The following is a 24,009-nucleotide window of genomic DNA, read 5'->3' on the forward strand; positions in this document are numbered from 1 at the left end:
CGGGACGGCCCCTCCGGTAGGTTGGAGCCCATGATCCGCGACGTAATGACCTACAACGACGACCTGCGGCTGGCCCACGTCATCGCCGATTCGGTGGACTCCACGACGCTGTCCCGCTTCAAGGCCCAGGACCTGCAGGTGGAGACGAAGCCGGACCTGACGCCGGTCTCCGACGCGGACAAGTCGGCCGAGGAGTCGATCCGGGCGCAGCTGGCCCGCGCCCGCCCCCGGGACGCCGTGCTCGGCGAGGAGTTCGGCAGCACGGGGCACGGCCCGCGGCAATGGGTCATCGACCCGATCGACGGGACCAAGAACTTCGTGCGGGGCGTGCCCGTCTGGGCGACCCTCATCGCCCTGATGGACGAGGGCCGCCCCGTCGTCGGCCTGGTGTCCGCGCCGGCCCTGGGCCGGCGCTGGTGGGCGGCCGAGGGCACCGGCGCCTACACCGGCAAGTCGCTGGCCCAGGCGACGCGCCTGGCCGTCTCCGGCGTGCGCGACCTGTCCGACGCCTCCCTCTCCTACTCGTCGCTCGGCGGCTGGCGCGAACGCGGCCAGCTGGACGACATGCTCGACCTGCACGAGAAGGTCTGGCGCACGCGCGCCTACGGCGACTTCTGGTCCTACTGCCTGGTGGCCGAGGGCGCCGTCGACATCGCGTGCGAGCCGGAGCTGAACCTCTACGACATGGCCGCCCTCGTGCCGATCGTCACCGAGGCCGGCGGCCGCTTCACGTCCCTCGAGGGCGAGGAGGGGTGCCACGGCGGCAACGCCCTGGCCACCAACGGGCTCCTGCACGAGGAAGCGCTCGGGTTCTTCGCCCGCGGATAGCGCCCGCCCCCCCCGCTCCCCTGGCGTGCCCCGGCCCCGCGGCCGGGGCACGCGTGCGTCCGGGGTGTGCCGCGAATTTGTGTCCGGGGCCACTGGCGTGCAAAATTTAGCCATGGCTAAATTCTTTCGACGGCGCGCCGCGGCCGCCCTCGCGGCGGCGGCCGTCGCCGCTGCGAGCGCGGGCTGCGCCCCCACGGCGTCGGCGACGCCGGAGGACGGGGACCGCCCCGTCGTCCTCACCACGTTCAGCGTCATCGCCTCCCTCGTGGCCGAGATCGGGGGCGACCGCGTCACCGTCGCGTCCATCACGAAGCCCGGCGCGGAGATCCACGGCTACGAACCGACCCCGTCGGACCTCGTCCGCGTCGCGGAGGCCGACCTGGTGCTGGACAACGGGCTCGGGCTCGAGCGCTGGTTCGAACGCTTCGTCGCCGGGCTGGACGCCCCGCACGCGGTCCTGTCCGAGGGGATCGAGCCGGTGGGCATCGCCTCCGGGGCCTACGCCGGGCTGCCCAACCCGCACGCGTGGATGTCCCCGGTCCAGGCCCGGATCTACGTGGACAACGCGGAGGCCGCCCTGGCCCGGCTCAGCCCGGAGGACGCGGAGTACTTCGCCCAGCGGGCCGACGCCCTCCGGGACCGCCTCCTGGGGCTGGAGCGGCACGTCCGCCAGGCCGTCCCGCCCGAGGGCGCCTCCCTGGTCACGTGCGAGGGTGCGTTCTCGTACCTGGCCCGGGATCTGGGCCTGCGCGAGCACTCGCTGTGGCCGGTCAACTCCGACGCGGAGGGCACGCCCCGGCAGATCCGGGAGCAGATCGACTTCGTGCGCGAGCACGACGTGCCGGCCGTGTTCTGCGAGTCCACGGTCAACGACGACGCCCAGCGGCGCGTGGCCGCGGAGACCGGGGCCGAGCTGATGGGCCCCCTGTACGTCGACTCGGTGTCGGGCCCCGGCGGCCCGGTCCCCGGTTTCATCGAACTGCTCGAGTACGACCTCGAGCTCATCCTGGAGGGAGTGGGCAATGCCGATGCCTGAAACGAACGCGGCCATCGACGTGGGCGGGCTCGCCGTGCGCTATGGGACGACGACGGCGCTGCGAGACGTGGACGTGCGCGTCGCGCGCGGGGAGCTGTGCGGGCTCGTCGGAGTCAACGGCAGCGGCAAGTCCACGCTCTTCAAGTCCCTCATGGGCCTCGTCGCCCCCGATGCCGGCACGGTGTCGCTGTTCGGCCTGGACCCGCTGCGCGCGCGCCGCAGCGGCCGGATCAGCTACGTCCCGCAGTCCGAGGCCGTCGATTGGACGTTCCCCGTCAGCGTCCGCGACGTCGTCATGATGGGCCGCTACGGGTTCATGGGCCGCTCGCGGCGGCCGCGGGCCGCCGACCGGGCCGCGGTGGACGAGGCGCTCGAGCGCGTGGACCTGGCCGACCTGGCCCACCGCCAGATCGGCGAGCTGTCCGGCGGGCAGCGCAAGCGCGCCTTCGTGGCCCGGGGCCTGGCCCAGAACGCCGACCTGATGCTGCTCGACGAGCCGTTCGCGGGAGTCGACGTCGCCTCCGAGGCCCTCGTGCGCGGGCTGCTGGCCGCGTTGTGCGCCGACGGGCGCACCGTCCTGATCTCCACGCACGATCTGGCGGGCGTGCCCCGCCTGTGCACGAGCGCCATCCTGCTCCACCGCACCGTGCTGGCCGCCGGACCGCCCGGCGACGTCCTCACCGAGTCGAATCTGGCGCTGGCGTTCGGCACCGGGGCACGGGAGGCGGCATGAACGCGGTGCAGTGGCTCGCCGAGCCCTTCGGCTACGGCTTCATGACCAACGCGCTGGCGGTGACCCTGGCCGCGGCGCTGGTGTGTTCGGTGCTCTCGTGCTGGCTGGTCCTCATGGGCTGGGCCCTGATGGGGGACGCCATCTCCCACGCGGTCCTTCCGGGCGTCGCCATCTCCTACCTGCTGGGGCTGCCGTTCTCGGTCGGGGCGATCGCCTTCGCGCTGGCGGCCGTGTACCTGATCGGCGGATTGCGCGCCTCGAGCCGGCTCAAACCCGACGCGGCGACCGGCGTCGTGTTCACCACGCTCTTCGCGCTGGGCCTGGCGATCGTCTCCCGCACGCCGAGCCAGGTGGATCTGGGGCACATCCTCTTCGGGAACGTCCTGGGCACGTCCCCGGCGCAGCTGGCGCAGGTGGGGGTCCTGGCCGCGGTGACGCTCGCGGTCGTCCTCTACCTCCGCAAGGACCTGACCCTGCTGGCGTTCGATCCCGTGCACGCGCACGCGATCGGGCTCAACACGCGGATCCTCGGGGGCGTCCTGCTCGGGCTGCTGGCCCTGACCGTCGTGACCAGCCTGCAGGCGATGGGTATCATCCTCGTCGTGGCGATGCTGATCATTCCGGGGGCGAGCGCGTTCCTCCTCACCCGCCGGTTCGGGCGCATGCTCGCCGTGGCGGCCGGGCTGGGCGCGGCCTCCGCCGTCGTCGGCATCTACGCCAGCTACTACGCCAACCTCTCCACGGGCGCCTCCGTCGTCCTGGCCCAGTCCGCGTTCTTCGCGCTCGCCTACCTGTTCGGGCCCCGGCAGGGCGTCGTCTCCTCGGCGCTGCGCCGCAGGAGCGCGGCATGGGCCTGAGCAGCAACGAGGAGGACTACCTCAAGGCGGTCTACGGGCTCGGCGAGTGGGAGTCGGCGCCGGTGACGACGGGGGCGCTCGCCGCCCGGCTCGGCGTCGCGCCCGCGTCCGCGACGGCGATGGTGCGCAAGCTCGCCGGCCGGGGCCTGCTGGAGCACCCGCCCTACGGGGCCGTCTCGCTCACGGCCGAGGGCCGGCGCCTGGCCCTGTCGGTGGTCCGGCGCCACCGACTCATCGAGTCGTTCCTCGTCGGCGAGCTCGGCTACGCGTGGGACGAGGTGCACGACGACGCCGAGCTGCTCGAGCACGCCGCGACGCCGCGGTTCATCGAACGGTTGGCGCGCCTCATGGGCGACCCCGCCGAGGACCCGCACGGGGATCCGATCCCCCGGGCCGACGGGACCGTCCCCAGCCCCGCCGCCGACCGGCTGGACCGCGTCGCGGCGGGCCCCGCCGTCGTGCTGCGCGTCAGCGACGCGGACCCCGCCGTCCTGCGGGACTGCGCGGCCGCGGGCGTGGTCCCGGGTCGCCGGATCGACGCCGCGGCCCACGGTCTGCCGGAGTCCCACGCCGCGGCCGTTTGGGTCCGGCGCGGATGACGGGGCGGGGCGCCCCCGCCCGCCCGGCCGCGGCCAGGCCGGGGCGGGCCGGTGGCGGGCTGTCCGCGGCGGTCGCCGTGGGGGTCGCCGTCGGCGGCTTCTGCGGGACACTGCTGCGCTACGCCGTCTCGCTGGCCTTCCCTTCCCCGGCCACGGGCTTCGACGTGCCCGTGCTGGCGCTCAACGCGGCCGGTTGCCTGGCGCTCGGCCTCGCCACCGGCTGGTGGACCACCCGGCCAGGGACCCGCCCGTGGCTGCGGGCGGCGCTCGGGCCCGGACTGCTCGGGTCCTTCACGACGTTCTCGGCGGTCGCCCTGCAGCTCTCCCCGGCCGGCTGGGGCCCCGGCACGGCGGCCTACGCCGCCGCCAGCCTGGCGGCGGGGCTCGCCGCCGCGGCGGCGGGACTCGCCGCGGGGCGGGCGCTCGCGCGCCGCGCGCCGGGCCGCTCCCCCGGGGCGGGCACGTGAGCGCCCTGGCGACGGCCGCCGCCGTCGGCCTCGCCGGCGCCGCAGGGTCGCTGGTGCGCGTCTGGCTCGACGCGGTCCTCGACGCTCGGCGGACGCGCGACCCGGGTCGGCGCGCGACGCCCTGGCCGTGGGGCACGCTGTGGGCCAACGGGGCGGGCTCCCTGCTGCTGGGGGCCGTGGCCGCCGCGGCCGGCCCGGTCGCCGCGGCCGTGGTGGGCGCGGGCCTGTGCGGCGGGCTGACGACGTTCAGCACGTTCGCCGTCGCCAGCGCGCGGCTGTGGGAGGACGGCCGCCGCGGGGCGGCCGCGGGCTACGTCGCGGCCACGCTGCTCCTCGGGACCGGGCTGGCCGCGGCCGGCTGGGCCGCGGGCGGAGCGCTCGCGGCCGGGTAGGGGGCTTCGGCTCCCCGGGCGGCAAGGGCCGACCCGTCCATCAGCGGCCCGCCACCCCGTGCGGGTCCGGGGGCCGCGCGGACGCCGTGCGGTGGGCGCCCGTGCCTAGCGGGCGGCCCGGCGGCCGCCGGGCCGGCGGGCCTCCCGCCGGAGGCGGACCGCCTCCGCCCGGGCGCGGGCCTCCTCCGCGGCCGGCCCACGGTGGCGCCACGCCAACAGGGCGCTGGCGGCCGTCAGCACGAGCATGAACGTGCCGAGGAAGGGGTGGCCGCTGGAGTAGAGCAGTACGACGCCGAGCACGAACAGCGCGTGGGCGATCACCGGATGCAGCGGCCAGCCGATGCGTCGGGCCGCCTGCGGTGCCATGAACAATCCCCAGAAAACGACCAGCGGCACCGCGGTGACCAGGACGGCCACCACGGGATGGAGTGGCAGCACGTCGATCGCCCACAGCCCGGCGGCCCCCAGCATCGAGACCTCGAGGACGAACGCCAGGACGCCCGTCGCCGGCACGTGTTGCCGCGGCTGGGGTGCCGGGGATTCGCTCTGCATACGTCCGCCTCTCCCTCTCGTGGTCCGGGCCTCTCCGCCCGGGGCGGCTCGGCGGTCACAAGTCTAGTCGCCGAGGGGCCCGCCGCGAGCGCAGCGAGTGGTGGGAGGCGACTGGACGCTAGTCGCCGAGGGGCCCGCCGCGAGCGCAGCGAGTGGTGGGAGGCGACTGGACGCTAGTCGCCGAGGGGCCCGCCGCGAGCGCAGCGAGTGGTGGGAGGCGACTGGACGCTAGTCGCCGAGGGCGGGCGCCCCCGTCCACGGCACGGGCCTCGGGGCGGCCAGCGGGATGGCCCGCACGGCGGAACCGGGGCCGAGCACCACGAGCACTTCGGGGGTTCCGGCGGCCAGCACTGCCGCCTCCAAAGCGGGGCCGGGGTGCTCGCCGGAGGGCGCCCCGGCTCCCGCGTCGGGTGTATCCCCCCAGGCGTCCCGCCCGGAATCGGGGCCCTCCCCCGCCGCGGCCCCCGGCCACCACTCGACGCGGGCGCCGGTGGCGGCACGCAGGGCGTCCAGGGACGGACCGGTGCCGTCGGGGGCGACGACGACCACGCGGCGCACCGTCCCCGGCTGCGGCCCGGGCGCCGCGGGGCGTGATCCCGGGTCCGCCCTCCAGACCATGAAGTGGTAGGCGGCCACGGCGCCCGCGGCCAGCAGGAGCCCGAGCGGCGCCCGGGTCCGTTCCAGCAGTCCCGTGCCGGCGCCACCCGCCAACGCGTACTCGAAGACCCGGGCGCCGATGACTAGCAGGGTCGCGAGCGCGACGGCGGCGCTGGCACCGAAGACGACGACGAGGTAGACGCGGCGCTGCCGGGCGTCGGCCGGTGGGATGGACCGCCAGACGGGCCACCAGACCGCACCGCCGACGAGTAGTGATGAAAGCCCGCCCAGCGCCAGTTCGCCCTCGCCGCCGCCGGCAAGCTGCGGGGTCACGGCCGCCAGGGCTGCGTTGGCCAGGACGCCGGCCCCGGAGGCCGCAGCGGCCAGCGCCACGCCGGCAACCACGAGCCGGGCCGCCGCGCCACGGGTGTCGCGCCCGGCGCCCGCCCTGAGGTGCAGCGACCACACGAGCGACCCGACCAGGAACATGCCCAGCCCGGTGCCCAGCAAGTCCCATTCCTGGCCGTCCGGGGCCCCGAGGGCTCCGGTGGCCCCGTCCAGCACGGCATACAGGACGGTGATGCCGCCGCCGACCGTCAGCGCGGCCGGGATGAGCGTGCCGACGACCACCACCGCGGTGTCCTGCAGGCCGGTGCGTTCCCGGCTGCCGCGCCGGGACGCGTGCCACCACCACACGGCGGCGCCGCCGGCCGCCCAGACGAGCGCCATCAGCGGGGGCTCCCACCAGGGAGGCCCCCAGGCGTCGCCACGCGCAAGGGCCTCGACGGCCCGGTCCACCAGCCCCCTCAGGGCCTGCACGCCGTTCACGAGGACCAGCGCCACGCCGTAGGCCCAGCCCAGGGTCTCGGGGACCCCGCCCAGCCGAAGCGGTCCCCGGCCGGGGTGGCGCCACAGGTGCCAGTGCAGCCACCAGACGGCGGCCCAGACAACGGCGGTCGCTGCGGAATACCCCCAGCCGGACGCCTGCCCGACCGCCAGGGACGACACCGTGGTCAGCGCAGCGACCGTGGCGACCACGAGCGCGACCGTCGCCGCCGCCGTCACGTAGAGGGCCCACGCGACGCTGGCCCGCTCCCCCGGGTCGGCGGCCGCGCGCCACACGGCCCAGAGCAGCACGGCCGCGAGCGGACCAGCCACGAGGGTGGCGGCCAGGTCGGCGGCCAGGGCGGCCGCGTCCTGCCCGAACCGCACCTCGTCCGCGGACAGCACGCGCCCCAGCAGGCCGGACAGCCCGTTGGCCGCCGTCGGGACGAGGACCGCCAAGAGGACGAAGACAACGACGCGGCGGACGGTGGCCAGCGCCTGGCGCCCACCCTGTGCGTGGGTCGCGGGGGCCGGGGCGCTCACCGCTCCACCTCCGCCGGCGGCGGCTCGTGGCAGATCTGCAGCTCCGGCGGGGCGGAGTCGATGAGCCACCCGTCGCCACCCGGGGACAGGCCGAAACGCGCGCGCGTGTCGAAGCCCTCCCCGCCGAAGGGGCCCTGGAAGCCGGAGAAGGCGATGACGACGTCGACGCGCGCGCGGTCGCCGTCCACGGTGGCGCCGTCGAGCGTGACCCGGACGTCCTCTCCGGCAGCCGGGGTCATGGCCTCGAAGCCGCAGCCGCTGCGGGCGCGCGGCGTGAGATAGGACAACGCTTCCTCGGTGTCCCCGGCCAGCGCCGCTTCCGTGTAGCGCTGGACGGTGCCCTCCGGCGTGGCGGCCGGCAGGGGCGCGGGGCCGCCCCGTCCCAGGACGACGGCAATGGCCGCGATGGCCACGACCACGATGCACACGACCGCCGCGATGAGCGCCCGGCGGTGGGCGAGACCCAGTGTCCTCATGAGGCATTATCGGCCCCGGAGCACGCGGGGCGCCACGGTCGCTTTGCGTCAAGGCCCTCCGGCGGGCGGCATGCGCCCCGTGCCGGCGGACGTGGCGTGCCGGAAAGCGGCCCGGTCGACGTTGCCGCCGGAGACGACGACGGCGACAGCGCCGCCGTCGGCGGGGAGCGGGACCTTGCCGGCCAGCAGGGCCGCCGCGCCCACGGCCCCCGCGCCCTCCGCGACCACGCCGTCCCGGAGCCAGAGTTCGCGCATGCCCAGGGCGATCTCCTCCTCCGTGAGCAGCACGAGCTCGTCCACGAGGTCGCGCACGAGGCGGAACGTGTACCGGTTCGCGAGCCCGATCCCCCCGCCCAGCGAATCGGCGAGCGTCCCGACCTCCTCGACCTCGACCGGGTGGCCGGCGCGCAGGCTCGCGGCCATGGCCGCCCCGCGCTCTGGGGAGACGCCGACGACGCGGGTCCCGGGCAGGAGCGCCTTCACCGCCACCGCGATCCCGGCGGCCAGGCCCCCGCCGGAGAGGGGCACGAGCACGGTGAAGGGGTCCGGGACCTGCGCCGCGAGCTCAAGCCCGATGGTCCCCTGGCCGGCAATGACCAGGGGGTCGTCGAACGGCGGCACCTCCAGGAGGCCCTCCGCGTCGGCCAGCTCCCTGACCCGCGCCAGGGCGCCCGTCTGGTCCGCGCCGGCCACGACGAGCCGGGCGCCGAGCTCCGCGATGGCGGCACGCCGGTGCGCGGGAACGAGCCCGGAGAGCACGACCGTGGCCGGGATGCCGAGCGACCGCGCGACGTGGGCGACGGCGCGCCCGTGGTTGCCCGTGGAGGCGGCGACCACGCCGCCGGCCGCAGCCGGGCCGGGCGCCGCGAGGATCCGGTTGGCCGCGCCGCGGACCTTGAACGAGCCCGCGTGCTGCGCCGTCTCGAGTTTGAGCCACACCGGCCGTCCCGCCGCCCGGGACAGGAACGCGCTCGGCCTGGCCGGCGTCCGCGCGGCCAGGCCGGCGATGCGGCGCGCCGCGGCCCGCACCAGCGCGGCGTCCACGGTCTCGGGCAGCATGGCCCCATCCTAGGGCGGGTGCCGCGCGGGGGCCACGGGCCGGCCGCGCCCCCACGGCTCCCGTGCCGGGCGCCGCCGCCAGGGCACTCCCGGCCGGGCCCCGGTGTGGGGGCCCGCGCATGAAAAACGCCCCGGTCGGCGGACCGGGGCGTTAACGCGGATTCCCGGGACGCCGTCATGCGGCGCCCCGGGAATCCCTGAAGTGGAGATGGGGGGAATTGAACCCCCGTCCGATGTGGTGTTGCCAGGACTTCTCCGGGCGCAGTTCGCTTCGGGGTTTCTCTGCCCCATCAGCCTGCTCGCGAACAAGCGGCTGGCCCCTTGCGGGTTCCCCTGGGCACAGTCACCTAGATATGGCGGGATCCCCGGTGACACTGGACCCCACCAGTGGCTATCTAATCGACGCCAGGATCAGGGGCGATAGCAACCCCTGGCTGACGGACTGTCTGGCTGCTTAGGCAGCGAGAGCGAAGTCAGTGCGCTTAGATTCGGCACTTATTGGTTTGCAGAGAGCGTTTACGAGATAACCCTGCATCCTCGGCCCGCTTCTCCTGTCGCGACTCACATCGTCGAAACCGATCATCCCCGTATTCAGTTGCCAATGGCGGGTCGCCCCGCCCCAGCAGCCGCGGCGTGTACCGCGGACATCCAGTGTAACGCACCCGCCCCCGGATCCATTCCCGGCCTAGCCGGCCCGGCGGTTCCGTTCCCGCATGGCGCGCTGCGCCTCGCGGTTGTCCTGCTTCTCGCGCAGGGTCTGCCGCTTGTCGTACTCGCGCTTGCCCCGGGCCACGCCGATCTCCAGCTTCGCCCGGCCGTCCTTGAAGTACAGTTGCAGCGGCACGATCGTGAAGCCGGCCTCCTGGATGCGGCGGGCGATCTTCGCGAGCTCCTCGCGGTGCAGGAGCAGCTTGCGCCGCCGCCGGGCCGCGTGGTTGGTCCAGGAGCCGTTGAGGTACTCCGGGATGTAGACCTGCTCGATGTACAGCTCGTCGCGGTAGAACTGCGCGAATCCGTCGACGAGGGACGCCTTGCCCTCGCGCAGCGACTTGACCTCGGTGCCGGTGAGCACCATCCCCGCCTCGTAGGTATCGAGGATCTCGAAGTCGTGGCGGGCCTTGCGGTTCGTCGCGACGACCTTGGTCCCACCGTCCTTGGTCCCGGCGTCCTTGGGCATGGCGACCTCCTAGCGCGTCTGACGGGGATCCGGCGCCCGGCCGGAACGATCCATCCTACGCTACAGCAGGCCCATCGGGTCGACGGCCTGGCCGTCAAGGATCGTCTCGAAGTGCAGGTGGCAGCCCGTGGAGTTGCCCGTCGTCCCGACGTAGCCGATGACGTCGCCCTTGTTGACGCGCTGGCCGGCCCCGACCACGAAGTGGGACATGTGGTGGTAGTTCGTGGCCAGCGCGTGGCCGCGCACGACGCCGTGGCTGACCGTCACCTTGTTCCCCGACGTGGAGGACCGGTGCGCGGCCCAGACCTCGCCGGATGCTGCGGCGCGGATGGGCGCGCCGCAGGCGCCGCCGAAGCCCCAGTCGACGCCGGCGTGGACGTAGCCGCCCGCTCCCCCGTAGTCGATCGTGCCGGACGGGGTGGGCCGCCAGCCGAAGCCGGACGTGATGTATCCGCCGGACACCGGGACCGACAGGCCCCAGCCACTGCTCTCCGGGGCCGGCCGCTGGCGCTCGGCCTCGCGCCGCGCCTCCTCGGCGGCGTCGCGGGCCGCGGCCGCCTCCCGCTCGCGCTCGGCGGCGTCCGCGGCCTGCGCGGCCCTGGCGGCCGCCGCGGCGGCCGCCTTGCGGCGGGCCTCCTCCTCGGCTCGCTGCCGTGCGGCCTCGGCGGCGGCGCGCCGCGCCTCCTCGGCCTTCCGGCGGGCCTCGGCCTCGCGCCGCAGCCGCTCCTGGCGTTCGGCGATGTCGGCCAGGACCTGGTCGTGCTCTTCCTGCTGCGCGGCGATCTGCTTCTTGATCTGCGGCTTCTTCGCCTCCAGGCGCTTGCTGAGGGCGGAGGCCTTGGACACGAGGTTGTCCACGCGCCGCTTCTCGGTCTCGGCGGCGTCGCGCGCCTCCTGCTCGCGCGCGAGCGCGGCGTCGGCCTGGGCCTTCAGGCCCCGGATCTCCTCCTCGACGGCGGCGAGCCGGGCCTGGGCGTTGCGGTCCGTGGCGTGGCGCTGGCTGACCTCGGCCAGGGCGGCGTTCTGGCTGCGCAGCGCCCGGTCGACGAGTCCCATGCCGGTCGCGAGGTCCCCGCCGTCGGACTCCAGGAGCAGCGTCAGGTCGCTGGAGACGCCGCCGCGCTTGTAGGCCTGGGTGGCGATCTGGCCGATGAGCTCCCTCGTCTCCGCCAGTTCCTCCTCGTCGCGCTCCAGCTGGCGGGTCAGTTCGCTGCGCGTGGCCTCGGCGGCCTGGACGCGGGCCCCCAGCGCGGCGACCTCGTCGCCCGCCGCCTGGACGCGTCCCTGCGCCTGGGCGAGGGCCTCCTGCGCCCCGGGGAGCTGCGACTGGTACTCGCGCAGCTGCGCCGCGGCCTTCTGGATGTCGGTGTTGAGGAACTCGAGGTCGGTCTGGAGGTTGTCAAGGTTCTGCTCGATCTCGTCCTTGCGGTCGTCGAGGTTGTCGGCCCGGGCGCCGGAGACGGCCAGCGAGAGCGTGAGCGCGGTGGCCAGCACGCCGCACACGGCGGCGCGAGGCAGCAGGGAGCGCTGGGGCACGGTGCATTCCTTTCGGTGGCGCCGACCGAACGGTAGCCGACGCATCAGGGGCTGCTAAACCTTCAGGTAACGCCTCAAGGTTACAACGGACGATACACCAGCCAGGACGGCGCCCAGGGCAAGCAGGGCCGGTGCGACGAGGAAAACCTCGGAGGACGAGATGAAGGCGGTGTCGGGGTAGTCGACGGCCAGCCGGCCCTCGATGAGGAAGCGGGCCACGGCCCACAGTGCCGCGGAGGCGAGGAGCCCACCGATGAGCGCCGCGATGACGCCTTCTAACACAAAGGGTAGCTGAATGACCGACTTGGACGCACCCACCAGGCGCATAATTCCCGTCTCGCGGCGCCTACTGAACGCCGAGAGGCGGATGGTCGTCGCCACGAGCAGGACGGCACAGACGATCATCACGCCCGCGATGCCGAGCGCGACCAGCGAGGCGATGTTGATGATGGAGAAGACCTTCTCCAGCAGCTCGCGCTGGTCGACGACGACGTCGACGCCCTCCATCGGGGTGAAGAGCTCGTTCACGATCTCGTACTTCTCGGGGTCGACCAGGCTCACGCGGAACGATTCCGGAAGCTGCTCCGCCGTCACGGAGTCGACGATCGGGGAGTTCTCGAACTGCTCCTTGAAGTGGGCCAGCGCCTGCCGCTGCGTCTCGTGCTGGTAGTCCTCGACGTAGGGGGCGACGGCGGGCGACTCGAGCATCGCCTCGATCTCCTGGCGCTGCTGGTCCGTGACCGCGCCCTCCGCGCAGGTCTGCGAGCCGTAGTTCTCGCCGCACAGGTACACCGCGACCTGCATCCGGTCGTACCAGAAGCCCTTCATCTGGCTCACCTGGAGCTGGAGCAGCGCGGCGGCGCCGACGAACGTCAGGGAGATGAAGGTGACCAGGACGACGGAGACGACCATGGACAGGTTGCGGCGGAGGCCGGAGCCGATCTCGCCGAGGATGAACGCGAGCCTCACAGTTCGTCCTCCTCGCTGTCGAAGGGGGCGATCGCCTGGTCGGGGGCCCCGACGGTGCGCAGCTCGCGCGAGCCGTCGGGCTTCACGATCGGGATCAGCGCCGTGTACTCGCCGCCCGCCTCGTCGCGGACGACCCGGCCGGCGGCGAGCTCGATGACGCGCCGGCGCATCGAGTTGACGATCTCGTGGTCGTGGGTGGCCATGACGACGGTCGTGCCGTTCTGATTGACCCGGTCCAGCACGTTCATGATCCCCACGCTCGTGGCGGGGTCGAGGTTGCCCGTGGGCTCGTCCGCCAGCAGGATGCCGGGCTTGTTGACGATGGCGCGGGCGATCGCCACGCGCTGCTGCTCGCCGCCGGAGAGTTCGTGCGGCATCCGCCGCTCCTTGCCCTCCAGGCCGACGGTCTTCAGCACCTCCGGGACCGTCTCCCGGATCATGGCCCGGCTGCGGCCGATCACCTGCATGGCGAACGCGACGTTGCCGAACACGTCCTTGTTGGGCAGCAGCCGGAAGTCCTGGAACACGACGCCGATGCCGCGGCGCAGGCGCGGCACGCGCCACCCGGGGATCCGGGCCACGTTCTGGCCGGCCACGTGGACGGAGCCGGAGGTGGCCCGCTCCTCGCGCAGGACCAGGCGGATGAAGGTCGACTTGCCGGAGCCGGAGGGCCCGACGAGGAACGCGAAGTCCCCGCGGTCGACTTCGAGGTCGATGCCGTCCAGGGCCGGACGCGACTTCTGGTCGTAGACCTTGGTGACGTTCTCGAATCTGATCATGGCGTTCTGCCCACACGGGCCACCGGCGTGCGGCCAAGGATGCGGGGCTTTGCTTGGGGGAGGGAGCGGCGCCGGCGGCTTCACTCTATCGGGCGCCACGGGCCGCTCCGCTCAGCAGACGCGCGTGTCGGGCACCACAGGGTGGCCGTCCGGGCCGGCGGGGCCGCGCCCGGGCGGACCGGGCGCGCCCTGGCGCCGCCGTCGCCCTCCCCCGCCTTCGCGCGGCCGAAAGGCCGCGTGACTACGGGTTAGGCCAGGCCCGGCCCCACGGAGAGCTCCGGTTCGGTCGCCTCCCGCACCTGCTCGACGGACACGCCGGGCGCGGTCTCGACCAGCACGAGTCCCCCGGGTGTGACGTCGACGACGGCGAGGTTGGTGATGATGCGGTCCACGACGCCCCGCCCGGTCAGCGGCAGGGAGCACTCGCGGACGATCTTCGGCGTGCCGTCCTTGGCCGTGTGTTCCATCAGCACGATCAGCCGGCGCGCCCCGTGGACCAGGTCCATCCCGCCGCCCGGGCCCTTGACCATCTTGCCCGGGATCATCCAGTTCGCCAGGTCGCCGGCCGCGGAGACCTGCATGGCGCCGAGGATGGCGGCGTCGATCTTGCCGCCGCGGATCATGCCGAAGCTCGTGGCCGAGTCGAAGAACGCGGCGCCGGGGTTGACGGTGACCGTTTCCTTGCCCGCGTTGATCAGGTCCGGGTCCACGTCCTCCTCGGCGGGGTACGGGCCGACGCCGAGGATGCCGTTTTCGGACTGCAGCACCACCGTCATCCCCTCGGGGATGTAGTTCGGCACGAGCGTGGGCATCCCGATGCCGAGGTTCACGTAGTCGCCGTCGCGCAGCTCCCGGGCCGCGCGGGCGGCCATCTCCTCCCTGGTCAGCGCCACGGCTAGGCCTCCCGTCCCGCGCCGGCGCCGCGCACCGTGCGCTTCTCGATCCGCTTCTCGATGCCGGTGCCGACCTCCACGACCCGGTGGACGTAGACGCCCGGCAGGTGCACCTGGTCCGGGTCGATCCGCCCGGGCTCGACCAGCTCCTCGACCTGGGCGATGCAGACCCGGCCCGCCATGGCGGCCACCGGGGCGAACTGGCGCGTGGCCTTGTTGAAGACGAGGTTCCCGTGGCGGTCCCCGCGCAGCGCGTGGACGAGCGCGAAGTCGGTGACGATCGCCTCCTCGAGCACGAACTCGTGCTCCTCTCCCCCGGGCGCGAACGCGCGCACCTCCTTGGGCCGGGAGGCCTGCACGACGTTGCCGTCGGCGTCGTACTTCTGCGGCAGGCCGCCCTCGGCGACCTGCGTGCCGACCCCGGTGCGGGTGTAGAACGCGGCGATGCCGGAACCGCCGGCGCGCAGCTTCTCGGCGAGCGTGCCCTGCGGCGTGAGCTCGAGCTCCAGCTCGCCCGAGAGGTACCGCCGCGCGAACTCCTTGTTCTCCCCCACGTAGGAGGACGTCATCTTGGCGATCCGGCCGGCCTCCAGGAGCACCCCCAGGCCCCAGCCGTCGACGCCGCAGTTGTTGGAGACCACGGACAGGCCGGTGGCCCCCTGCTCCAGCAGCGCCTCGATGAGCCGCATCGGGTTCCCGGACAGCCCGAACCCGCCCACGGCGAGCGAGGCGCCGTCGGGGATGTCCGCCACGGCGTCCGCGGCGGTGGCGAAGGTCTTGTCGATGGGCATCTCGCCCGCCTCCTCTCGGTGGGCCCGCGGCGCGGCCCCGTCAGCGATTCGTACCACAGGCCCGGCCCGGCCGGACAGGGGCCGCGGTCAGCGGGCGGTCCAGCCGCCGTCCATCGTGTAGGACGCGCCGGTCACCATGCCGGCGTCCCCCGACGCGAGCCAGGCGGCCAGCGAGGCGACCTCCTCGGGCTCGACCAGCCGCTTGACCGCGCTCTCGGTGAGCATGACGCGGGCGAGGACCTCGTCCTCGGGGATCCCGTGCGCCGCGGCCTGGTCCGCGATCTGCTTCTCGACGAGGGGCGTGCGCACGTAGCCGGGGTTGATGCAGTTGCTCGTGACTCCGTGGGGGCCGCCCTCGAGCGCGGTCGCCTTGGAGAGCCCCTCGAGGCCGTGCTTGGCGGAGACGTACGCGGACTTGAAGGCGGACGCGCGCAGCCCGTGCGCCGAGGAGATGTTGAGGATCCGCCCGAACCCGCGCTCGTACATGCCCGGCAACACCGCACGGATCAGCAGGAACGGCGCCTCGAGCATGATCCGGTGCAGCAGCCGCCACGTCGCCGGCTCGTACTCGTGCACCGCCCCGATCCGCTGCAGCCCGGCGTTGTTGACCAGGATGTCGGCCTCCAGCTCCAGGTCCTCGAGCGCCCCCGTGTCGGACAGGTCCACCGCCCACGCCTCGCCGCCAAGGTCCGCCGCCAACTTCCCGGCCGCTTCGCCATCGATGTCGGCCACCGTCACGTACGCGCCGCGGGCGGCGAACGCGCGGGCACACGCCTCACCGATCCCCGAGGCACCACCCGTCACCAGGGCGCGCCGTCCGGCCAGCGGGAGGTTGTCCGTCGCGTTCGGGGCTGCTGGCATGGAGGGCCTTCCGTCGTCGTCGCAAGTCAAACCCGAAACTATGGTCTGGGCCACACCGAGTCAAGGTGCGGCCCGCCCACCGGCGGCGCCCGGCCGGCCGGGAACGCGGGGTGCAGGCGGCACGGGCCGCGTCCGGGCGCGAGGCCCTGTCGCCGCGGGCGGCGCGCGAAAACGGCTCCCGGGCGTGGGCCCGGGAGCCGTTCGCGGCCTGCTACCGAAGGCTAGGCGTCGTCGCCGTCGTCCTCGCCGTCGCCGTCCTCGGCGTCCGCCGTGCAGTCGATCGCGAAGCTCTCGACCGTCTCGCCGGCCTTGACCGTTACGGAGTCGATGTCCCCGATGCCCGGCACGGTCGCCAGGTCGTAGGTGCGGGTGTTCATGGACTCGTCCTTGAACACGAGCGTCCCGCCGGAGTAGTACTCGATGTTCGAGATGTCCTTCGTGGCCGTCAGCACGCAGCCGGACAGGGAGATCTCCGCGGTCCCGTCGTCGGACCCGTCGCCCTCACCGTCGCCGTCGCCTTCACCGTCCCCGTCGCCCGGGGCGCAGTCGACGGGGAAGCTCTCGACCGTCGTGCCGGCCTTCACGCTCACGGAGTCGATCGCCTCAATCCCGTCCACGGTGGACAGGTCGACCGAGGTCTCGTCGACGTCCTCGTCTCGGGAGACGAGGCTGCCGCCCGCGAAGTACTCGATGTAGGAGATCTCCTTGGAGGACTCCAGCAGGCAGCCGGTCAGCGTGATCGTGGCCTCGCTGCCATCGCCGTCGCCGTCGCCTTCACCCTCGCCGTCGCCCGGGGCGCAGTCGACGGGGAAGCTCTCCACCGTCGTGCCGGCCTTCACGCTCACGGAGTCGATCGCTTCGATCCCGTCCACGGTGGACAGGTCGACCGAGGTCTCGTCGACGTCCTCGTCCCGGGAGACGAGGCTGCCGTCCGCGAAGTACTCGATGTAGGAGATCTCCTTGGAGGACTCCAGCAGGCAGCTGGTCAGCGTGATCGTGGCCTCGCTGCCATCGCCTTCACCCTCACCGTCGCCGTCGCCTTCACCATCTCCGGGCTCCTCGGCGTCCGCGCCGCAGTCGACGGGGAACGAGGCGACGGTCGTCCCCGACTTGACGGTCACCGAGTCGATCCCGTTGATTCCGTCCACCTGCGACAGGTCGAAGGCGGTCTCGTCGACGTCCTCGTCCCGGGAGACGAGGTCGCCGTCCGCGAAGTATTCAATGTAGGAAATCTCCTTGGAGGACTCGACCAGGCAGTCGGCCACGGTGATTTGGGCCGCGGAGTTGTCGGGAGTGCCGCCGGGCGGGTCCGCGACCGCCGCCGTCCCCGTACTACCTGCCACAAAGGCCGCCGCGAGTGCGGCCAGCCCGATGCTCCTCATGCGCATGGTTCTTCACCCTTCCGCTGTGGATTCGCCGCGCCCCGCCACGGGCCGCGGAAGCGGGATCGCCGGGAATCGCCAGCCTCCCCCGCTCTTTGCCCGTCCAACGTAGCAACACATGACAGCTTGGCCTATAGCCTTTGCAGAACTTGGCGATTCGGGCTCCAGCCGGTCGAACGGTCCGCCCAGGCCAGCCGGCTAACCCCCGGCGGCGGGGCCCGCCGGGCCGCCGCCGCGGGGCGGTTGCCGCCTCCCGCGCCGTGGCCCCCGTCGGTGAGCAGGGCGCGGACCGCCACCTCGGTGGCGCCGTGGTCGGCCATGACGAACGTGTAGTGGTTGGTCTCCTCCACGGTGCGCGCCCGCAGTCCGGGGACGCGGCCCGCCCAGTCCCGGACGTACTCGGCCGTGTAAAGGCCGGGTTCCTCCCCCTGGAGCCCGCGGGGCGAGCGCAGCAGCAGCGCATCGTGCGCCAGACCGTCCAGCGCCGCGAGCAGGGACGGGCCGGGGTGGGGCGCCGGTCAGGTCGTAGTCGACGTAGTCCTCGACGAGCTCGTTCCAATCCCCCGCGAAGGCCGGGTGGGGCCGCCAGTGGTCCCGGTAGGCCTCCCGCGAGGGGAACTCCCTGGCCAGGCGCCGGGCCGCGGGACCGAGGATCGCCTCGACGACGTCGCCGTCGGCCACCCCGGGCAGGCCCCCCGCTCCGGTGGGAACGGGGGGCCTGCGGGCTGGCCTGCTACGAAGAGGCCTCCTGGCGCTGGTTCGCGCGCCAGCGGATGCCCGCGTCGATGAAGTCGTCGATCTCGCCGTCGAGCACCGCCGACGTGTTGCCGACCTCGTGCTCGGTGCGCAGGTCCTTGACCATCTGGTACGGGTTGAGCACGTAGGAGCGCATCTGGTCCCCCCACGAGGCCTTGACGTCCCCGGCGAGCGCCTTCTTCTCGGCGTCCTCCTGCTCCTTCTTCAGCAGCAGCAGGCGGGACTGCAGGACCTTCAGCGCGGCGGCGCGGTTCTGCAGCTGCGACTTCTCGTTCTGCATGGAGACCACGATGCCGGTGGGGATGTGGGTCATGCGCACCGCGGAGTCGGTGGTGTTGACCGACTGGCCGCCGGGGCCGGAGGAGCGGAAGACGTCGACCTTGATCTCGTTCTCGGGGATCTCGATGGAGTCGGTCTGCTCGATGAGCGGCACGACCTCGACGGCGGCGAAGCTGGTCTGGCGGCGGCCCTGGTTGTCGAAGGGGCTGATGCGCACGAGCCGGTGTGTCCCCGCCTCGACGGAGAGCGTGCCGAACGCGTAGGGGGCGTCGACCTCGAACGTGGCGGACTTCAGCCCCGCCTCCTCCGCGTAGGAGGTGTCCAGGACGGTGGTCTTGTGGCCCTTGCGCTCGGCCCAGCGCAGGTACATGCGCAGCAGCATCTCGGCGAAGTCGGCGGCGTCGACGCCGCCGGCGCCGGAGCGGATGGTGACGACGGCGGAGCGCTCGTCGTAGTCCCCCGACAGGAGGGTGACGACCTCGAGCTCCTCGAGGGCCCGGCGCAGGGCGGCGAGTTCCTTCTCGGCCTCGGCGAGGGAGTCCGGGTCGTCCTCCTCGCCGGCGAGCTCGACGAGCACCTCGAGGTCGTCGATGCGCCCGGACAGCTTCTCGAGCCGGGCCAGTTCGGACTGCCGGTGGGACAGGCGGGAGGTGACCTGCTGGGCCGCGGCCGGGTCGTCCCACAGGTCCGGGGCGCCGGCCTGCTCCGAGAGCTCGGCGACCTCGGCCTTGAGCCGGTCGACGTCGGACACCGCCTCGATGGAGGCGTAGGTGGAACGGAGTTCGCGGATCGCGGCGGTGAAGTCGGTTGCTGCCATGGTTTCCCCAGCCTACGGCATGGCGGTGCGGTGCGCCGGGGACGCTCGCCTCGGCACGCTTAGCGAACGAGGATAGTGCGGGCGCTGGCGTGGACGCTGATCGGAACGCCGGCGGGGATGATCCACCCGACGATCGGTGGGTCGACTGTGGCGTGCAGGGTGACGCGGGCGGTGTCGCCCCCGGGACCGGCCGTCGCGCTGCCGATGGCAAAACCCTCGAACCGGGTCGGCGCCCCGACGTCGGCCGCATAGGTGGCCGCCGCGGCCCTGACGTCGGCGTCGCTGAGGACGAGGTCGACGGGCCCGTCCCCGGAATCCGCCAGGGAATAGCTGTCCGCTGCCGCGGCCGCGGCACCGTCCGCGACACTCAGCAGTTTCCGGGCGGTGGTGTTCACGGTCGTGGCGGCGAGCATCGCGCTTGTGGCGAGCAAGGCAACGACGACATAGCCGACGATCAGGACGATGGTCTGGCCGGATTCGTCCGGCCTCCGCCCAGCCTGCCGGATTGCGCGTCTCATCCGTAGCGATCCACGCGGTGGGTTGAAGACGACGCGGAGGTCCCGACGGGTGCGTCGATGCCCGGCGGCAGCAGCGGTAGGACGACCGTTACCTCGATGGTGACGGTCACCGTCGAGCCGGGCTCTAGGCAACGGGCCGAGCAGACGTAGGACATGGCCGCGCGCGACGGCACGATCCCCAGATTGGACACGGCACGATCGACGGCATCGCGGGAGTGCGCTGCGCCCTCTGCTTCGGAGTCGGCGTCGACGAACACCTTGGCAGCATGGTCGGAGGCGCCCACGGCCGCGTAAGCCGCTGCCTGCAGCTGGCTGGACGTGACCAGCAAGTAGACGACGGGAACCATCAGCAGGACGCCGAGGAAGATGAACTCGACCATCGCCGACCCCTCTTCCGCGGTGCTGTTGGCGTGCCTCGCTGCGCTCCTATCCATATGTCGCCGCCTCCGCGGTCACGGAGAGACTGCCGAGACCGGGCAGGAAGCCCAGCAGCGGGACCGAGGCGGTGGCATGGACACGAACGCCAGGGTTTCCTCCAATGACCGTGGTCTCGTGGGTGACCCCCTGTGCGAAACGCGGACCGAGCGAGGCACGGAGGATTGACCGGGCCCGTTCGGCACCCTCGGGCGGACTCCGGTCGGCCAACGTCCCATGCCGAGCTCCGGCGGCAGCAGCATCCATCATCGTGTTGCGGACGTGGAGCACGATCGCGAGCTGGAGAACGGAGACGAAGACGGCTGTGAGGAGTGACGCCACCATGACGAATTCCGCCACCGCGGAACCGGATTCGGAGCCGCACCCGGCTCCGACGCGTCCCGGCTCGGCTTCGACGCCGGATGGGCGCGGCGGGTAGCGAAATGAAGTGGCGTGGTCAGCCCAGACCGGACACACGCGCAATGGCCTGTTGGAAAAGGTCCCCCAGCGCCGGGCCCGCGACCGCGAGGAGCCCGGCCACGAGAACGGCCGACATCAAAGTGATCATGACCCACCCTGGCACGTCTCCGCGTTCGTCCCGACGGATCCGTGCGGCAAGCCCGGGCATGAGACCGGGTCCGTCGATCGGCTGCCGCTTCCGCGGCGCTGGTGACTGGTGCATGACTGTTTCCTTTCGGTGAACGCCCCTTCGCGGGCAGTACTAGAACTCGAGACTGATGAGGGCGAGACCGGGGTAGACAGCGAACAGGACCGACAGGGGAAGCACCCCGAACACGACCGGGGCCATCATCCCGATCTCCTTTTTGCCGGCCGTCTCCATCAGTTCCCGCTTGGAGGCATCCCGGACATCCTGGGCCTGGTCCCGCACGACCTGCGCGAGGGGCGTCCCCCGTTCGGCCGCCACGATGAGCGCGTCAACGAAGCGAGATAGGGCGGTGACCTCGGCCCGGTTGGCGAGGCCACGCAAGGCGTCGGCCAACGGAGCACCAGCTCGGACCTCCTTCAGTGCCACGGTGAACTCGTCGGCAAGGTCGCCCCGAGCTGTCCGCGAGACCCGTTCGATGGCACCCAACGTGCTCTCGCCCGCCGCGACGGACAGCGCGAGAAGGTCCGCAATCGTCGGGAACTGGCCGAGGATCCGTCGGCTTCTGCGCTGCACCTGCTCCCCGAGGTACCACTCGCGCAGCACGAACCCGCACACCGCCGAGACCGCCAGGACGAGCGAGCCGAGCCACGGATTGAGTGTCCCGGAGAGCGCCGACCCCACGATGAAGAGGCCGGCCACGAGGAACGCGGTGGCGCCCCAAAGCAGCTGAGACGCACGGAAGTCGGTCGCCGACATGTTCAGGCCCGCTTTGCGGAGCCGCTTCTCCAGGGAGCCGCCGAGCGGATTGATCCGGTTTGTCCATGTAACGAGGTCCGCAAGGACCGGGGCGAGAATCCGGCCGAGCGGTCCGAACGGGGCATCGCGCCCCGGCGTCGAGAGGAGCCGCGAATCGGCCCGAACCGCGCGGAGCTGGACGGCGATGCGTTCCGAGAAAGCGACGCGCCGCATGGCGGGCAGTCCCGATAGGGCCAGCCAAAGCCCCGAGCCCAGGACGAGCCCCAGCACGATGGCAAGCCCCATGGCGGCGCTCACCGGATGATCCGTTCCTCGTCGGGCAGCACGCCGATCCGCAGCATGACCCGGTAGCACACGGTGGACACGGCCAACCCGCCGACGATCACGACTGCCCCACCGACCGTCGAATACGCCGCGACCGCCTGCGGCTGGCTCGCGAGCAGAAGGAGGATGACCCACGGAGCGGCAACGGCGAGGCGGGCAGCGTTGACAGTCCACGACTGCCGTGCCTCCAGCTCGCCGCGCGTTCTGGCGCTCTCGCGAAGGAACGATGCCAGCGTGGCCAGTGTCTGGCCCAGATCCGAACCGCCAACGTCCCGGGTGATCCTCAGAGCGGCAATGATCTTGTCGGCCACGGGATCGGCTAGCCGTCTCCGCAGCTTTTCGACCGAGTCGTCGAAGCGGGCCGACGCGCGGTAGTCCAGCGCAAACTCCTCGAATGCCGGCCGCAACTGCTCCGGTCCCTGCACAGCCAGCTGGATCAACGCCTCCGGGAGGGACAGCCCAGCCCGCACGGCGGAGCGCAGGTGGTCAACGACGTCGGGCCATTGCTCCCGCAACGCGGCGGTGCGCCTGCGCGCCCGCCACCGGACGATCCCCCACGGAACCCCTGCGCCAAAGGCTCCAAACACGACGGCAATCACCGGACTACGCGTGGCCAGCAGGACGAGCGCCGTGACGATCACGCCGGACGTCGCCATGGCCCAGACGAAGCCGCTTGGGCCGACCTGGTCCATTCCTGCCCGGAGGAGCAATCCTTCGACGCTGCCCGGGTGTTTCCCACGGCTTGCTCGGGCCGGCTCGCTCCAAAACGACCACCAGATGAGGAATAGTCCCGCGCCGAGGACGAGACCCAAGACGAGGCTCACGACGCCTCCGCCAGCCTGTGCGGCAAGTAGCCGGCCCGCTCGAGCTTTTCATGCCCGGGGTCCGCTGACGATGCCATGGACAGCTCCCCGTCCGACCAAGTGAACAGTGGGGACGACTCGATCACCCCGTTCTCGACGCGTCGCCCGAGCTTGAGGATCTCAGCCACGTGCCGTTGCCCATTGGCAGCGCGTTCGCACTGAACCACGAGGTCGATGCACGAAGCGACGGTCGGGAGGACGAATTGCGATGAGATGTTCTCCCCGGCGAGCAGCGGCAGGGTGCAGATCTTCGTCACGGCGTCACGAGCGCTGTTTGCATGGACGCTGGCCATCGCAGGGAGGCCTGCGTTCATGGCGATCAACATGTCCAGTGCTTCGGCCTCCCGCACCTCGCCGACGATGATCCGGTCGGGCCGCATCCGGAGAGCCTCCTTGACCAATCGCCGCAGCGTGATCTCGCCGTTCCCTTCCAGATTGGGCTGGCGGCACTGGAGGCCGACCACGTCGCGCAACGCAATCTTGAGTTCGAAGATCTCCTCGACCGTGATCACGCGCTCCCGGCTGCCTACCGCCGACGCGAGGCAGTTCAGGAGCGTCGTCTTGCCGGCCTGCGTGGCGCCGGAGACGAGGATGTTCATGCCTGCGGCGACCGCGGCGGCGAGGTAGTCCGCAGCTTGCCTGCTGAGCGAACCGAGCTCGACTAGGTGGTCGAGGCGAGAGGCGCGGGCTATGAACTTCCGAATATTGACGGACCAATATCGGCGTGTGATGTCAGGGATGACCACGTGGAGCCGGGAGCCGTCCGGTAGCGCCGCGTCGACGAAGGGCGACGACAGGTCCAGTCGCCGTCCCGACGACTTCAGCATCCGCTCGACGAGCGCGGCGACCTGGCCGGCGTCGAGACGAATCGAGGTCAGCTCGCTCGTTCCCCCGCGGGCGGCATAGATTTCCGTCGGCGAGTTGATCCAGATTTCCTCGATATCCGGGTCATCCATCAGGGGCTGGATCGGGCCCAGACCCGCCACCGCGTCGAAGACCAGGCGCCCGGCCTCGTCGAGGCCCCCGAGGCGCGGCAGCGTCCCCAGCATGGAGCGCTCGTCGTAGTCGCGAACGGCGGCCTCGACGACCGCGCGGACCTCCCCCGGCTCGTTCGCCGGATCGAGGCCACGGCGCCTAATGAGTTCGCGGACCTCGTCCTCCACGATCGCGATGGCTTCCATTCCGCGCGCCTCCCTGCCACCGGTTCTTCCAGTCGATGGGACAAGACGTTACCGAAGTCGATTATCGATCTACAACCGCAGTCTTACGGGTGTGGATATCCGTAGCGAATTTCCACAAACCGCGACGGCGCGGCCTGTGGCA

Annotated in this window: 26 protein-coding genes and 1 other RNA gene; 7 read left to right on the top strand and 20 right to left on the bottom strand. The window is 72.4% G+C overall.

Annotation, left to right across the window (positions count from 1 at the left end; all coding sequences use genetic code 11):
• The first annotated feature begins 30 nt into the window (after window positions 1-30).
• The 7 genes from hisN to AC1Q5D_RS03860 all read left to right on the top strand — a co-directional run bounded on the left by hisN (window position 31) and on the right by AC1Q5D_RS03860 (window position 4,912).
• Entirely contained in the window at window positions 31-828 is a 798-nt protein-coding gene (hisN, locus tag AC1Q5D_RS03830; protein ID WP_481737240.1) for a histidinol-phosphatase, read from the top strand.
• Window positions 829-940: 112 nt separating this feature from the next.
• Entirely contained in the window at window positions 941-1,864 is a 924-nt protein-coding gene (locus AC1Q5D_RS03835) for a metal ABC transporter solute-binding protein, Zn/Mn family (protein ID WP_481737241.1), read from the top strand.
• The gene (locus AC1Q5D_RS03840; RefSeq protein WP_481737242.1) at window positions 1,851-2,597 is read left to right on the top strand and encodes a metal ABC transporter ATP-binding protein; all 747 of its coding nucleotides are present in this window, start codon (window positions 1,851-1,853) and stop codon (window positions 2,595-2,597) included. The genes AC1Q5D_RS03835 and AC1Q5D_RS03840 overlap by 14 nt, the downstream gene beginning before the upstream one ends.
• Window positions 2,594-3,454, top strand: a complete 861-nt coding sequence (locus AC1Q5D_RS03845; RefSeq protein ID WP_481737243.1) for a metal ABC transporter permease — start codon at window positions 2,594-2,596, stop codon at window positions 3,452-3,454. Before AC1Q5D_RS03840 ends, AC1Q5D_RS03845 begins: the two co-directional genes overlap by 4 nt.
• Complete coding sequence (locus AC1Q5D_RS03850; protein WP_481737244.1) at window positions 3,445-4,053, top strand: metal-dependent transcriptional regulator; 609 nt, start codon at window positions 3,445-3,447, stop codon at window positions 4,051-4,053. The genes AC1Q5D_RS03845 and AC1Q5D_RS03850 overlap by 10 nt, the downstream gene beginning before the upstream one ends.
• Entirely contained in the window at window positions 4,050-4,520 is a 471-nt protein-coding gene (locus AC1Q5D_RS03855) for a fluoride efflux transporter FluC (protein WP_481737245.1), read from the top strand. Before AC1Q5D_RS03850 ends, AC1Q5D_RS03855 begins: the two co-directional genes overlap by 4 nt.
• Window positions 4,517-4,912: a fluoride efflux transporter FluC gene (locus AC1Q5D_RS03860; protein WP_481737246.1), complete on the top strand. Its 396-nt coding sequence runs from the start codon at window positions 4,517-4,519 to the stop codon at window positions 4,910-4,912. The genes AC1Q5D_RS03855 and AC1Q5D_RS03860 overlap by 4 nt, the downstream gene beginning before the upstream one ends.
• Window positions 4,913-5,017: 105 nt before the next feature.
• Here the strand turns inward: AC1Q5D_RS03860 and AC1Q5D_RS03865 are convergent, their stop codons facing one another.
• From AC1Q5D_RS03865 to AC1Q5D_RS03960, 20 genes are all read right to left on the bottom strand, one after another.
• A complete protein-coding gene (locus AC1Q5D_RS03865; RefSeq protein WP_481737247.1) occupies window positions 5,018-5,464 on the bottom strand; it encodes a YrdB family protein in 447 nt (148 codons plus the stop codon).
• A 228-nt stretch (window positions 5,465-5,692) separates the two neighbouring features.
• Window positions 5,693-7,429, bottom strand: a complete 1,737-nt coding sequence (locus AC1Q5D_RS03870; RefSeq protein WP_481737248.1) for a DUF5671 domain-containing protein — start codon at window positions 7,427-7,429, stop codon at window positions 5,693-5,695.
• Window positions 7,426-7,905 (bottom strand): LpqB family beta-propeller domain-containing protein, encoded by a 480-nt coding sequence (locus AC1Q5D_RS03875; RefSeq protein ID WP_481737249.1) that lies wholly within the window; start codon window positions 7,903-7,905, stop codon window positions 7,426-7,428. The genes AC1Q5D_RS03870 and AC1Q5D_RS03875 overlap by 4 nt, the downstream gene beginning before the upstream one ends.
• Window positions 7,906-7,953: 48 nt before the next feature.
• Window positions 7,954-8,964 (bottom strand): pyridoxal-phosphate dependent enzyme, encoded by a 1,011-nt coding sequence (locus AC1Q5D_RS03880; RefSeq protein WP_481737250.1) that lies wholly within the window; start codon window positions 8,962-8,964, stop codon window positions 7,954-7,956.
• A gap of 200 nt (window positions 8,965-9,164) precedes the next feature.
• Window positions 9,165-9,551, bottom strand: a transfer-messenger RNA (tmRNA) gene (gene ssrA, locus AC1Q5D_RS03885).
• Between the two features lie 98 nt (window positions 9,552-9,649).
• Window positions 9,650-10,141, bottom strand: a complete 492-nt coding sequence (gene smpB, locus AC1Q5D_RS03890; RefSeq protein ID WP_481737251.1) for an SsrA-binding protein SmpB — start codon at window positions 10,139-10,141, stop codon at window positions 9,650-9,652.
• Window positions 10,142-10,201: 60 nt separating this feature from the next.
• On the bottom strand, window positions 10,202-11,677 hold the full coding sequence (locus AC1Q5D_RS03895) for a peptidoglycan DD-metalloendopeptidase family protein (RefSeq protein WP_481737252.1): 1,476 nt from the start codon (window positions 11,675-11,677) through the stop codon (window positions 10,202-10,204).
• Window positions 11,678-11,731: 54 nt separating this feature from the next.
• The gene (ftsX, locus tag AC1Q5D_RS03900; protein WP_481737253.1) at window positions 11,732-12,646 is read right to left on the bottom strand and encodes a permease-like cell division protein FtsX; all 915 of its coding nucleotides are present in this window, start codon (window positions 12,644-12,646) and stop codon (window positions 11,732-11,734) included.
• The gene (gene ftsE / locus AC1Q5D_RS03905) at window positions 12,643-13,425 is read right to left on the bottom strand and encodes a cell division ATP-binding protein FtsE (RefSeq protein ID WP_481737254.1); all 783 of its coding nucleotides are present in this window, start codon (window positions 13,423-13,425) and stop codon (window positions 12,643-12,645) included. The genes ftsX and ftsE overlap by 4 nt, the downstream gene beginning before the upstream one ends.
• A 248-nt stretch (window positions 13,426-13,673) precedes the next feature.
• Window positions 13,674-14,318, bottom strand: a complete 645-nt coding sequence (locus AC1Q5D_RS03910; RefSeq protein WP_481737255.1) for a CoA transferase subunit B — start codon at window positions 14,316-14,318, stop codon at window positions 13,674-13,676.
• A gap of 2 nt (window positions 14,319-14,320) precedes the next feature.
• Window positions 14,321-15,109, bottom strand: coding sequence for a CoA transferase subunit A (locus tag AC1Q5D_RS03915; RefSeq protein WP_481737256.1), 789 nt, complete (start codon window positions 15,107-15,109; stop codon window positions 14,321-14,323).
• A gap of 87 nt (window positions 15,110-15,196) precedes the next feature.
• Window positions 15,197-15,970 (bottom strand): 3-hydroxybutyrate dehydrogenase, encoded by a 774-nt coding sequence (locus AC1Q5D_RS03920; protein ID WP_481737257.1) that lies wholly within the window; start codon window positions 15,968-15,970, stop codon window positions 15,197-15,199.
• Between the two features lie 221 nt (window positions 15,971-16,191).
• Window positions 16,192-17,352 carry a hypothetical protein gene (locus AC1Q5D_RS03925; protein WP_481737258.1) on the bottom strand — a complete coding sequence of 387 codons (1,161 nt, stop codon included), beginning with the start codon at window positions 17,350-17,352 and terminating at the stop codon, window positions 16,192-16,194.
• A 733-nt stretch (window positions 17,353-18,085) separates the two neighbouring features.
• Window positions 18,086-19,204: a peptide chain release factor 2 gene (gene prfB / locus AC1Q5D_RS03930; RefSeq protein WP_481737259.1), complete on the bottom strand. Its 1,119-nt coding sequence runs from the start codon at window positions 19,202-19,204 to the stop codon at window positions 18,086-18,088.
• A gap of 59 nt (window positions 19,205-19,263) precedes the next feature.
• Entirely contained in the window at window positions 19,264-19,722 is a 459-nt protein-coding gene (locus AC1Q5D_RS03935; RefSeq protein ID WP_481737260.1) for a pilus assembly protein TadG-related protein, read from the bottom strand.
• Window positions 19,719-20,102: a hypothetical protein gene (locus tag AC1Q5D_RS03940; protein WP_481737261.1), complete on the bottom strand. Its 384-nt coding sequence runs from the start codon at window positions 20,100-20,102 to the stop codon at window positions 19,719-19,721. The genes AC1Q5D_RS03935 and AC1Q5D_RS03940 overlap by 4 nt, the downstream gene beginning before the upstream one ends.
• Before the next feature lie 46 nt (window positions 20,103-20,148).
• A complete protein-coding gene (locus AC1Q5D_RS03945) occupies window positions 20,149-20,481 on the bottom strand; it encodes a pilus assembly protein (protein WP_481737314.1) in 333 nt (110 codons plus the stop codon).
• Between the two features lie 376 nt (window positions 20,482-20,857).
• Window positions 20,858-21,796: a type II secretion system F family protein gene (locus AC1Q5D_RS03950; RefSeq protein ID WP_481737262.1), complete on the bottom strand. Its 939-nt coding sequence runs from the start codon at window positions 21,794-21,796 to the stop codon at window positions 20,858-20,860.
• The gene (locus tag AC1Q5D_RS03955) at window positions 21,793-22,647 is read right to left on the bottom strand and encodes a type II secretion system F family protein (RefSeq protein WP_481737263.1); all 855 of its coding nucleotides are present in this window, start codon (window positions 22,645-22,647) and stop codon (window positions 21,793-21,795) included. Before AC1Q5D_RS03955 ends, AC1Q5D_RS03950 begins: the two co-directional genes overlap by 4 nt.
• On the bottom strand, window positions 22,644-23,867 hold the full coding sequence (locus tag AC1Q5D_RS03960) for a TadA family conjugal transfer-associated ATPase (protein ID WP_481737264.1): 1,224 nt from the start codon (window positions 23,865-23,867) through the stop codon (window positions 22,644-22,646). Before AC1Q5D_RS03960 ends, AC1Q5D_RS03955 begins: the two co-directional genes overlap by 4 nt.
• Between the last annotated feature and the right edge of the window lie 142 nt (window positions 23,868-24,009).

This window comes from Arthrobacter paludis, from assembly GCF_056782315.1.

Coding starts and splice junctions, on each gene's coding strand:
- AC1Q5D_RS03920 (WP_481737257.1), bottom strand. CDS start 15,970: ATGCCAGCAGCCCCGAACGCGACGGACAACCTCCCGCTGGCCGGACGG.
- AC1Q5D_RS03960 (WP_481737264.1), bottom strand. CDS start 23,867: ATGGAAGCCATCGCGATCGTGGAGGACGAGGTCCGCGAACTCATTAGG.
- AC1Q5D_RS03865 (WP_481737247.1), bottom strand. CDS start 5,464: ATGCAGAGCGAATCCCCGGCACCCCAGCCGCGGCAACACGTGCCGGCG.
- AC1Q5D_RS03925 (WP_481737258.1), bottom strand. CDS start 17,352: ATGAGGAGCATCGGGCTGGCCGCACTCGCGGCGGCCTTTGTGGCAGGT.
- AC1Q5D_RS03840 (WP_481737242.1), top strand. CDS start 1,851: ATGCCGATGCCTGAAACGAACGCGGCCATCGACGTGGGCGGGCTCGCC.
- AC1Q5D_RS03835 (WP_481737241.1), top strand. CDS start 941: ATGGCTAAATTCTTTCGACGGCGCGCCGCGGCCGCCCTCGCGGCGGCG.
- prfB (WP_481737259.1), bottom strand. CDS start 19,204: ATGGCAGCAACCGACTTCACCGCCGCGATCCGCGAACTCCGTTCCACC.
- AC1Q5D_RS03915 (WP_481737256.1), bottom strand. CDS start 15,109: ATGCCCATCGACAAGACCTTCGCCACCGCCGCGGACGCCGTGGCGGAC.
- AC1Q5D_RS03875 (WP_481737249.1), bottom strand. CDS start 7,905: ATGAGGACACTGGGTCTCGCCCACCGCCGGGCGCTCATCGCGGCGGTC.
- AC1Q5D_RS03940 (WP_481737261.1), bottom strand. CDS start 20,102: ATGGTCGAGTTCATCTTCCTCGGCGTCCTGCTGATGGTTCCCGTCGTC.
- AC1Q5D_RS03935 (WP_481737260.1), bottom strand. CDS start 19,722: ATGAGACGCGCAATCCGGCAGGCTGGGCGGAGGCCGGACGAATCCGGC.
- ftsE (WP_481737254.1), bottom strand. CDS start 13,425: ATGATCAGATTCGAGAACGTCACCAAGGTCTACGACCAGAAGTCGCGT.
- AC1Q5D_RS03850 (WP_481737244.1), top strand. CDS start 3,445: ATGGGCCTGAGCAGCAACGAGGAGGACTACCTCAAGGCGGTCTACGGG.
- AC1Q5D_RS03945 (WP_481737314.1), bottom strand. CDS start 20,481: ATGGTGGCGTCACTCCTCACAGCCGTCTTCGTCTCCGTTCTCCAGCTC.
- hisN (WP_481737240.1), top strand. CDS start 31: ATGATCCGCGACGTAATGACCTACAACGACGACCTGCGGCTGGCCCAC.
- AC1Q5D_RS03855 (WP_481737245.1), top strand. CDS start 4,050: ATGACGGGGCGGGGCGCCCCCGCCCGCCCGGCCGCGGCCAGGCCGGGG.
- AC1Q5D_RS03880 (WP_481737250.1), bottom strand. CDS start 8,964: ATGCTGCCCGAGACCGTGGACGCCGCGCTGGTGCGGGCCGCGGCGCGC.
- smpB (WP_481737251.1), bottom strand. CDS start 10,141: ATGCCCAAGGACGCCGGGACCAAGGACGGTGGGACCAAGGTCGTCGCG.
- AC1Q5D_RS03845 (WP_481737243.1), top strand. CDS start 2,594: ATGAACGCGGTGCAGTGGCTCGCCGAGCCCTTCGGCTACGGCTTCATG.